At 67.6% G+C, this 8,657-nt stretch carries 8 protein-coding genes and 1 pseudogene; 7 read left to right on the top strand and 2 right to left on the bottom strand.

Annotated elements, in window-relative coordinates; genetic code table 11:
- From ASJ79_RS12525 to hsaB, 4 genes and pseudogenes are all read left to right on the top strand, one after another.
- Positions 1–507, top strand: a pseudogene (locus ASJ79_RS12525) (flavin-dependent monooxygenase); the annotation flags it as partial.
- Complete coding sequence (gene hsaD / locus ASJ79_RS12530) at positions 507–1,412, top strand: 4,5:9,10-diseco-3-hydroxy-5,9,17-trioxoandrosta-1(10),2-diene-4-oate hydrolase (protein ID WP_067955564.1); 906 nt, start codon at positions 507–509, stop codon at positions 1,410–1,412. The pseudogene ASJ79_RS12525 and the gene hsaD, both read left to right, overlap by 1 nt.
- Complete coding sequence (gene hsaC / locus ASJ79_RS12535) at positions 1,409–2,311, top strand: iron-dependent extradiol dioxygenase HsaC (protein WP_067955566.1); 903 nt, start codon at positions 1,409–1,411, stop codon at positions 2,309–2,311. The genes hsaD and hsaC overlap by 4 nt, the downstream gene beginning before the upstream one ends.
- A gap of 32 nt (positions 2,312–2,343) precedes the next feature.
- Entirely contained in the window at positions 2,344–2,943 is a 600-nt protein-coding gene (hsaB, locus tag ASJ79_RS12540) for a 3-hydroxy-9,10-secoandrosta-1,3,5(10)-triene-9,17-dione monooxygenase reductase subunit (protein WP_067955568.1), read from the top strand.
- Positions 2,944–3,019: 76 nt separating this feature from the next.
- Here the strand turns inward: hsaB and ASJ79_RS12545 are convergent, their stop codons facing one another.
- Entirely contained in the window at positions 3,020–3,970 is a 951-nt protein-coding gene (locus ASJ79_RS12545) for a LysR family transcriptional regulator (RefSeq protein WP_067955569.1), read from the bottom strand.
- A 69-nt stretch (positions 3,971–4,039) separates the two neighbouring features.
- On the opposite strand from ASJ79_RS12545, the gene ASJ79_RS12550 reads away from it, so the two are divergent.
- Genes ASJ79_RS12550 through ASJ79_RS12560 form a run of 3 tightly spaced genes read left to right on the top strand, consistent with a single transcriptional unit; the run spans position 4,040 to position 8,048 of the window.
- Positions 4,040–5,410, top strand: coding sequence for an MFS transporter (locus ASJ79_RS12550; RefSeq protein ID WP_067955574.1), 1,371 nt, complete (start codon positions 4,040–4,042; stop codon positions 5,408–5,410).
- The gene (locus tag ASJ79_RS12555) at positions 5,407–6,153 is read left to right on the top strand and encodes a 3-hydroxybutyrate dehydrogenase (RefSeq protein WP_067955571.1); all 747 of its coding nucleotides are present in this window, start codon (positions 5,407–5,409) and stop codon (positions 6,151–6,153) included. Before ASJ79_RS12550 ends, ASJ79_RS12555 begins: the two co-directional genes overlap by 4 nt.
- Positions 6,138–8,048 (top strand): acetoacetate--CoA ligase, encoded by a 1,911-nt coding sequence (locus ASJ79_RS12560; RefSeq protein ID WP_067955572.1) that lies wholly within the window; start codon positions 6,138–6,140, stop codon positions 8,046–8,048. The genes ASJ79_RS12555 and ASJ79_RS12560 overlap by 16 nt, the downstream gene beginning before the upstream one ends.
- Here ASJ79_RS12560 and ASJ79_RS12565 read toward each other — a convergent pair.
- A partial coding sequence (locus tag ASJ79_RS12565) for an HNH endonuclease signature motif containing protein (protein ID WP_197420192.1) occupies positions 8,029–8,657 on the bottom strand: 629 nt, incomplete at its 5' end. The genes ASJ79_RS12560 and ASJ79_RS12565 overlap by 20 nt on opposite strands.

Genomic DNA, 8,657 nt, shown 5'->3' on the forward strand with positions numbered 1-8,657 from the left:
CCGGTCTACAAGATGCCTTGGGGCACCATGCATCCCACCACGATCAGCGCTCCGATCGTGGGAATGGCCTACGGCGCCTACGAGGCTCACGTCGAGCATCAGGGCAAGCGGGTGCGCGCCGCGTTCGCCGGGGAGAAGTCCAAGGACGATCCGTTCGCGAAGATCCGGATCGCCGAGGCCGCCAGCGACATCGACGCGGCCTGGCGGCAACTGATCGGCAACGTCCGCGACGAGTACCAGCTGCTGCAGGCCGGAAAGGAGATCCCGTTCTCATTGCGTGCCTGCGCCCGTCGTGACCAGGTCCGTGCCACCGCACGGGCGATCGCGTCCATCGACCTGCTGTTCGAGGCCTCCGGTGCGACGGCGCTCGGCCTCGACCAGCCCGTCCAGCGGTTCTGGCGAGATGCGCACGCGGGCAGGGTGCATGCGGCCAACGAGCCCGAGCGCGCCTACCTGATCTTCGGCAACGACGCGTTCGGTCTTCCGCCCCAGGACACGATGGTCTGATGACCTCTTTCGCCGCCGAAGCTGCTCAGCAGCAGGAGATCACGTTCGAATCGACCTCTCGCTACGCCCAGGTCCGCGAGGACATGCGCCTGCACTACCACGAGGCCGGCGTCGGCCATCCCGAGACGGTGGTGCTGCTGCACGGTGGCGGTCCCGGTGCCTCGAGCTGGTCGAACTTCTCGAAGAACATCCCGGTACTCGCTCAGCACTTCCACGTGCTGGCGGTCGATCAGCCGGGCTACGGTCACTCCGACAAGCACACCGAGCACGAGCAGTACAACCGCTACAGCGCGACCGCGCTGTTGAACCTGTTCGACCATCTCGGCATCGAACGTGCTGCGCTGGTGGGTAACTCACTCGGCGGCGGCACCGCGGTGCGATTCGCCCTCGACAACCCGAAACGGGCCGGGCGGCTGGTGCTGATGGGTCCCGGGGGGTTGAGCGTGAACCTGTTCGCGCCGGACCCGACCGAGGGCGTCAAGCTGCTCGGCAAGTTCGCCGCCGAACCGACGCGGGAGAACATCGAGAAGTTCCTGCGGATCATGGTCTGGGACCAGAGCCTGATCACCCCCGAGCTGGTCGAGGAGCGGTTCCAGATCGCCAGCATGCCGGAGTCGCTCGCCGCCACCAAGGCGATGGGCAAATCCTTCGCCGGCGCCGACTTCGAGCTGGGCATGATGTGGCGCGACGTGTACAAGCTGCGCCAGCGGGTACTGCTGATCTGGGGTCGCGAAGACCGGGTCAACCCGCTCGACGGTGCACTGGTGGCGCTCAAGCAGATTCCCCGGGTGCAACTGCACGTGTTCGGGCAGTGCGGCCACTGGGCGCAGCTGGAGAAGTTCGACGAGTTCAACAAGCTGACCATCGATTTCCTCAACGGCGGGGTCAAGGAGGCAAGGTCATGAGCATCCGTTCCCTGGGCTACCTGCGTATCGAGGCCACCGACGTCGCCGCCTGGCGCGAGTACGGACTGAAGGTGCTCGGCATGGTGGAGGGGTCCGGCAGTGCCGAAGGCGCGCTGTACCTGCGCATGGACGAGTTTCCCGCCCGCCTGGTGATCGTGCCGGGTGAGCACGACCGACTGCTGGTGTCCGGCTGGGAGACGGCCAATGCCGCGCAGCTGCAGGACATCCGGAAGCGGCTGGAGGTCGAGGGCACTCCGTACAAGGAGGCCACGGCCGCCGAGTTGGCGGAGCGGCGCGTCGACGAGATGATCATCTTCGACGATCCGTCGGGCAACACGCTCGAGGTGTTCCACGGTGTGGCCCTGGAGCATCGGCGGGTCGTCAGCCCGTACGGCCACAAGTTCGTCACCGAGGAGCAGGGCCTCGGCCACGTCGTGCTCACCACCCGTGACGACGCCGAGACGCTGCACTTCTACCGCGACGTCCTCGGGTTCTACCTGCGTGACTCGATGCGGCTGCCGCCGCAGTTGGTGGGCCGGCCCGCTGACGGCGCGCCGGCGTGGCTGCGCTTCCTCGGCGTCAACCCGCGTCACCACAGCCTGGCCTTCATGCCGGGCGAAACCCCCAGCGGGATCGTGCACCTGATGGTCGAGGTGGAGAACGCCGACGACGTAGGCCTGTGCCTGGACCGGGCGCTGCGCCGCAAGGTGAAGATGTCGGCGACACTGGGGCGCCATGTCAACGACAAGATGTTGTCGTTCTACATGAAGACCCCGGGCGGGTTCGACGTCGAATTCGGTTGTGAGGGGCTCGAAGTCGACGACACGAGCTGGGTCGCCCGGGAGAGCACCGCGGTCTCGCTGTGGGGCCACGACTTCAGCGTCGGCTTCAAAGACTAGTGACGAGCGCTCGCGCGAGGAACCAAGAGCCAGTGTCCAAGCCTTCGATCGATCCCCGCACATACCGCAATGTGCTGGGGCAGTTCTGCACCGGCATCACCGTGATCACCACCGTGCACGACAACGAGCCGGTGGGCTTCGCGTGTCAGTCCTTCGCGGCGCTGTCGCTGGAACCGCCGCTGGTGCTGTTCTGCCCGACCAAGCTGTCCCGCTCGTGGGCGGCCATCGAGGCCAGCGGTAGGTTCTGCGTCAACGTCCTGCATGAGAACCAGAAAGAGGTGTCGGCCCGGTTCGGGTCCCGCGAGCCCGACAAGTTCGCCGGGATCGACTGGGGACCTTCGAAACTGGGCTCGCCGATCATCGAAGGCGCTCTCGCGCACATCGACTGCACCGTGCACTCCGTGCATGACGGCGGCGACCACTTCGTGGTGTTCGGCGCGGTGCAGTCACTGTCCGACAGTGCCGCCGACGAGCGCTCGCGCGAGGAGTACCGACCACAGCAGAAGCCGCGGCCGCTGCTGTTCTACCAGGGGCAGTACACAGGCATCGAGCCCGACAAGAACACCCCGGCCGACTGGCGCAACGATCTGGAGGCGTTCCTGACGGCGACCACCGAGGACACCTGGCTCTGAGCAGAGCCGGTCTCACCAGAATCACACGGGTGTAATTCATCCACACTGGGGATAACGCCTGTGGATAACTTCGCCGTCACCGATGACCGAGCAGCACATCGTGCTGCTCACGCACGCGCTCGCGAATCGCGTCGACGACGGCGGCGACCTCGGGACGGCGTAGCGTCTCGGCCCGGGTCACGAGCCAGTAGGTGAGCCGGATCGACACCTGCCCGGGCAGCACCCGCACCAGGTCGGGGTGCCGGTCGGCCATGAAGCACGGCAGCAGGCCCAGGCCGGCCGAGGCCCGGGTGGCCTCGACGTGGACGAACACGTTGGTCGAGGTCACCGACTCCCGCATCGCCGGGGCGAAGCTGGTCGCCAGATCCAGGTCGTCGACCTGGAGCATCGAGTCGATGAAGTAGACGAGCGGGAACCGCTGAAGGTCGTCCACATCCGCCGGGCCGCCGTGTTCGGCCAGGTAGTCGCGCGAGCCGTACAGGCCGAGGCAGTAATCGCCGAGCCGCAACGCCTCGGCCCGGTGCACCTTCGGTTCACCGACGACCACCTCGATGTCCAGTCCCGAGCGCTGCTGGGTGGCGCGACGGGTGGCGGCCACGATCTCGACGGCGACCTTGGGGTGCCTGCGCTGCACCGCCGCGGCGGCCGGCGCGGCGATGTAGGCGGAGAAGCCGTCGGTCGCCGAGATGCGCACGACGCCCTCCAGCGCCCGCTGCCCGCCGGCATCGGTGGCCAGCGAACGGACCGCGGTCTCGACGGCCTCGGCCGCGGCGAGCGCTTCCCGGCCCAGCTCGGTGAGCTCCCATCCGCCGGCGACCCGGGCCAGGACGCGGCCGCCCACCGCGCGTTCCAGCGCGGCGATGCGGCGGCTGATCGTCGTGTGGTTGATCCCGAGCTCGTCGGCCGCGGTGGTGTAGCGGCCCGTGCGCCCGACGGCCAGCAGAACGAGCAGGTCGTCGGCACTCGGTCGGCGCACAGGTGAGGTCACCTCTGCATTTTTGCAGATGCAGCGTGCGGTTTTGACCATTGCGACGTGGGGTAGCTGCATGAATACTCACTCACATCTGTGGTGGGCATCACAAAGGAGGAGTGTGCGATGAGCACGCAACAAGACGCGCGGGCGGATGAACCGGGTTCGGTCCCGACGGGCCTCAAACGCGTCGTGGTCGCGTCGATGGCGGGCACCGTCGTCGAGTGGTACGAGTTCTTCCTCTACGCGACCGCGGCGACGCTGGTCTTCAACAAGATCTTCTTCGCCGAGGGGACGAGCGAGGCCGCGGGGCTCATCGCCGCGCTGCTGACCTACGCCGTCGGGTTCGTCGCAAGGCCGCTGGGCGGCATCGTGTTCGGGCACTTCGGTGACAAGTACGGCCGCAAGAAGCTGTTGCAGTTCGCGATCCTGCTCGTCGGTGTCGTGACCTTCCTGATGGGATGCCTCCCCACCTACGCGCAGATCGGGGTGTGGGCGCCGATCATGCTGGTGGCGCTGCGGTTCCTGCAGGGTTTCGCGGTCGGCGGGGAATGGGGCGGCGCAGTCCTGCTCGTCGCCGAGCACAGCCCGAACAAGGACCGCGCGTTCTGGGCCAGCTGGCCACAGGCGGCCGTACCGGTCGGCAACATGCTCGCGACCCTCGTGCTGCTGGTGCTGACCGGCGTCCTGTCCGAGGACTCGTTCCTGTCCTGGGGCTGGCGCGTGGCGTTCTGGCTGTCCGCGGTGGTGGTGCTGATCGGGTACTACATCCGCACCAAGGTCACCGATGCGCCGATCTTCGTCGCTGCCCAGGAAGAGGTCGAGCGGGTCAAGTCCGTGTCCTACGGCGTAGTCGAGGTGCTGAAGCGTTACCCCCGTGGCGTTTTCACCGCGATGGGGCTGCGCTTCGCCGAGAACATCATGTACTACCTCGTCGTCACGTTCTCCATCGTCTACCTCAAGACGCACGTCGGCACCGACACCAGCGACATCCTGTGGTACCTGCTGGCGGCACACGCGGTGCACTTCCTGGTGGTCCCGCAGGTGGGTCGACTCGCGGACCGGTATGGCCGGCGGCCGGTATACATCCTCGGCGCGGTGCTGGCGGCCACCTGGGGGTTCTTCGCGTTCCCGATGATGAACACCGGCGACTACCTGATGATCATGGGCGCGGTCATCCTCGGCTTGATCATCCACGCCTTCATGTACGCGCCGCAGCCGGCGATCATGGCCGAGATGTTCCCGACCCGGATGCGGTATTCCGGTGTCTCACTTGGTTATCAGGTGACCTCGATCGTGGCCGGTTCGCTCGCGCCGGCGATCGCCACCTGGCTGCTCGACCAGTTCGGCACGTGGGTGCCCATCGCCGTCTACCTGGCCGGCGCCGCGGTGATCACCCTCGTCGCCGCATGGTTCACCCGGGAGACCAACGGCATCGACCTGCATTCGCTCGACGAGGCCGATCGCGAGCAGCTGACCAGGGCGGGTCTGCGGTGAGTGAGCTCACCGGCCGCACCGCGCTGGTGACCGGAGGCGCCGGCGGGATCGGCGCGGCGTGCGCGCGGGCGCTGGCCGAACAGGGAGCCAAGGTCACCGTCGCCGACATCGACGACGTCGCGGCCAAGTCCGTGGCGCAGGAGGTCGGCGGAACCGCCTGGGCGCTCGACCTTCTCGACGTCGAGGCGTTGGAGCACCTGACGTTGGAGACTGACATCCTGGTCAACAACGCCGGTGTGCAGAACATCGACGAGATCGCCGCGTTCCCGCCGGCGAAGTTCCGCTCGATGATGACCCTGATGGTGGAGGCGCCGTTCCTGCTGATCCGTGCGGCGCTACCGCACATGTACCGCAACGAGTTCGGGCGGGTCATCAACATCTCGTCGATCCACGGGTTGCGCGCCTCGCCGTTCAAGGTCGCCTACGTCACCGCCAAGCACGCCCTGGAGGGACTGTCGAAGGTGACAGCCCTCGAGGGTGGCCCGCACGGGGTGACGAGCAACTGCATCAACCCCGGCTACGTTCGGACGCCCCTGGTGACCAAACAGATTGCCGATCAGGCCCGAACCCACAACATCGATGAGGAACAGGTGGTATCTGAGATCCTGCTCAAGGAGAGCGCAGTGAAACGCCTCGTGGAACCGGAGGAGGTCGGCGCGTTGGTCGCATTCCTCGCATCGCCCGCCGCGGGCATGGTCACCGGGGCGTCGTACACGATGGACGGCGGATGGAGCGCGCGGTGACGGTGACGGCCGATGCCGCGCAATGGGAACCCACCCACGAGGACATCGCCGGGGCGCAGGTCACCGCGTTCGCGCGGTTCGTCGAACAGCGCACCGGGCGTAGCTTCGCGGACTATCACGCGTTGTGGCGGTGGTCGGTCGACGACATCGAAGGCTTCTGGGGGGCGCTGTGGGACTACTTCGACCTCGGTGAACATGCCGGCGTTGTCGAGGGCTCGGAAATGCCCGGCGTCACATGGTTTCCGGGCACCACGCTGAACTACGTCGACCAGGTGGTGCGCAACGCGCGTACCGACCGGCCGGCGATCATCCATGTCAGCGAGGACGGACCCGACCGCGAGGTGTCGTGGGCCGACCTGCTCGGGCGGGCGGCGGCGTTCGCCGAGCGGCTGCGCGGGGCCGGGGTGGGGCGCGGCGACCGTGTGGTCGGGTACCTGCCCAACATCCCCGAGGCCGTCATCGCGTTCCTGGCGACGGCCGCCCTCGGTGCGGTGTGGAGCGCGTGCGGCCAGGACTATTCGGCCAAGGCCGCGCTGGACCGGCTGGGACAGCTGGAACCGAAGGTGCTGGTGGCGGCCGACGGCTACCTGTTCGGCGGCAAGTACCGCGACAAGCGCGACGACGTCCGCGCGGTGGCGGCCGGCCTACCGACGCTGGAAGCGACCTTCTCGACCGACGACCTCGCCGAGCGCAGTGACAGCCCACTCGACCCGGCCCGGGTGCCGTTCGAGCATCCGCTGTGGATCCTGTTCTCGTCCGGCACCACCGGTCTGCCGAAGGGCATCATGCACGGCCACGGCGGTGTGGTGCTCGAGCACCTCAAAGCCGTGGCGCTGCAGTCCGACATCGGCCGTGACGACACCTTCTTCTGGTACACCAGCCCGAGCTGGATGATGTGGAACTTCCAGGTCGCCGGTCTGCTGGTGGGTGCGACCATCGTCTGTTACGAAGGCGGTCCGAACGCGCCGCGGCCGGATGCGTTGTGGGACATCGCCGCCCGGGTCCGAGCCACGGTACTGGGCACCAGCCCCGGCTATGTGCTGGGATGCATCAAGGCCGGTGCCAGTCCGGGGCGCACCCACGACCTGTCGGCGCTGCGGACCGTGGGGATCACCGGCTCGTCGCTGCCACCGTCGTCGTCGCTGTGGCTGCGCGACCATGTCGGCGTCCAGGTCGCGTCGATCAGCGGTGGCACCGATGTGGTGTCGGCGTTCATCGGCGGGGTCCGCACCGTGCCGGTCTGGCCGGGTGAACTGTCGGCACCCTATCTCGGTGTCGCGCTGGACGCGTGGGACGAATCGGGCAACCCGGTGCGCGGCGAGGTCGGTGAGCTCGTCATCACCAAGCCGTTGCCGTCGATGCCTGTCGCATTCTGGAACGACCCCGACGGAAAGCGCTACCGCTCCGCCTATTTCGACATGTTCCCGGGCGTCTGGCGCCACGGCGACTGGATCACCGTCACCGACCGCAACAGCGTGATCGTGCACGGCCGCTCGGATTCCACCCTCAATCGGCACGGCATCCGGATGGGCAGTGCCGACATCTACCAGGCCGTCGAGGGTCTGCCCGAGGTGGTCGAAGCCCTGGTGATCGGGGCCGAGCAATCCGACGGCGGTTACTGGATGCCGTTGTTCGTCGTGCTCGCCGACGGCGTCGAACTGACCGACGAACTGCGCGACCGCATCAACGACACCATTCGCACCGAGGTCTCGCCGCGCCACGTGCCCGACGAGATCATCGTCGCGCCGGCCGTCCCGCACACCCGCACCGGCAAGAAACTCGAGGTGCCGATCAAGAAGTTGTTCCAGGGCGGTGACCCGGCGAAGGTCGTCGAGCGCAGCGCAGTCGACGACCCCGCTCTGCTCGACTGGTACGTCACGCGGCGTCGAAGGTGATGAGGTCGATGGAGAGTCGGCCTTCGGCCAGGCTGAGTTTTCGGCGGATGGGTGGGCCGGGGAGTTGGGGTGGGATCGAGGGGTAGCGCGCGCCGGTGGGCGTCACATACTCCGCGCGATGCTCGCCGTTCTCCTCACCCGTACTGACCCGCCAACCCGGCGCTTCTTTGGTGTAGTTGCAGGCTTCGCACAGCCCGAGCCCGTTACCTGCGTTGGTGGGTCCGCCGGCCCGGTCGGGGACGGCGTGGTCGTGGTGGCGGATCGGGGCGTCGCAGTAGGGGGTGCGACAGGTCCGGTCGCGGCGTTCGATCAGCATGGCCAGCCCTTTGGGGAAGATGCGGGCTTTGGATTCCATCGCGACCAGTTGTCCGCTGGTGGGGTGGCGGTAGAGGCGGCGCAGGGTGGCTTTGGGTTCGGCGTCGGCGACCGCGTCCCCGGTCAATGCGCGGCAGAATCCTGCCGGGACGGGTCCGTAGCCGTCCAGCCAGCCGAGTTCGTTGTCGTCGCCGGCCAGGGTGGTGTCGGCCATCACCAGGTTCAGCGCGATCGGCACCGGCTCCGACGCCGCCCGCCCGGTCACCCGCTCGTAGACGGTCTCGGCCATCACCT

It is taken from the genome of Mycobacterium sp. NAZ190054 (assembly GCF_001545925.1).
GTDB lineage: Bacteria > Actinomycetota > Actinomycetes > Mycobacteriales > Mycobacteriaceae > Mycobacterium.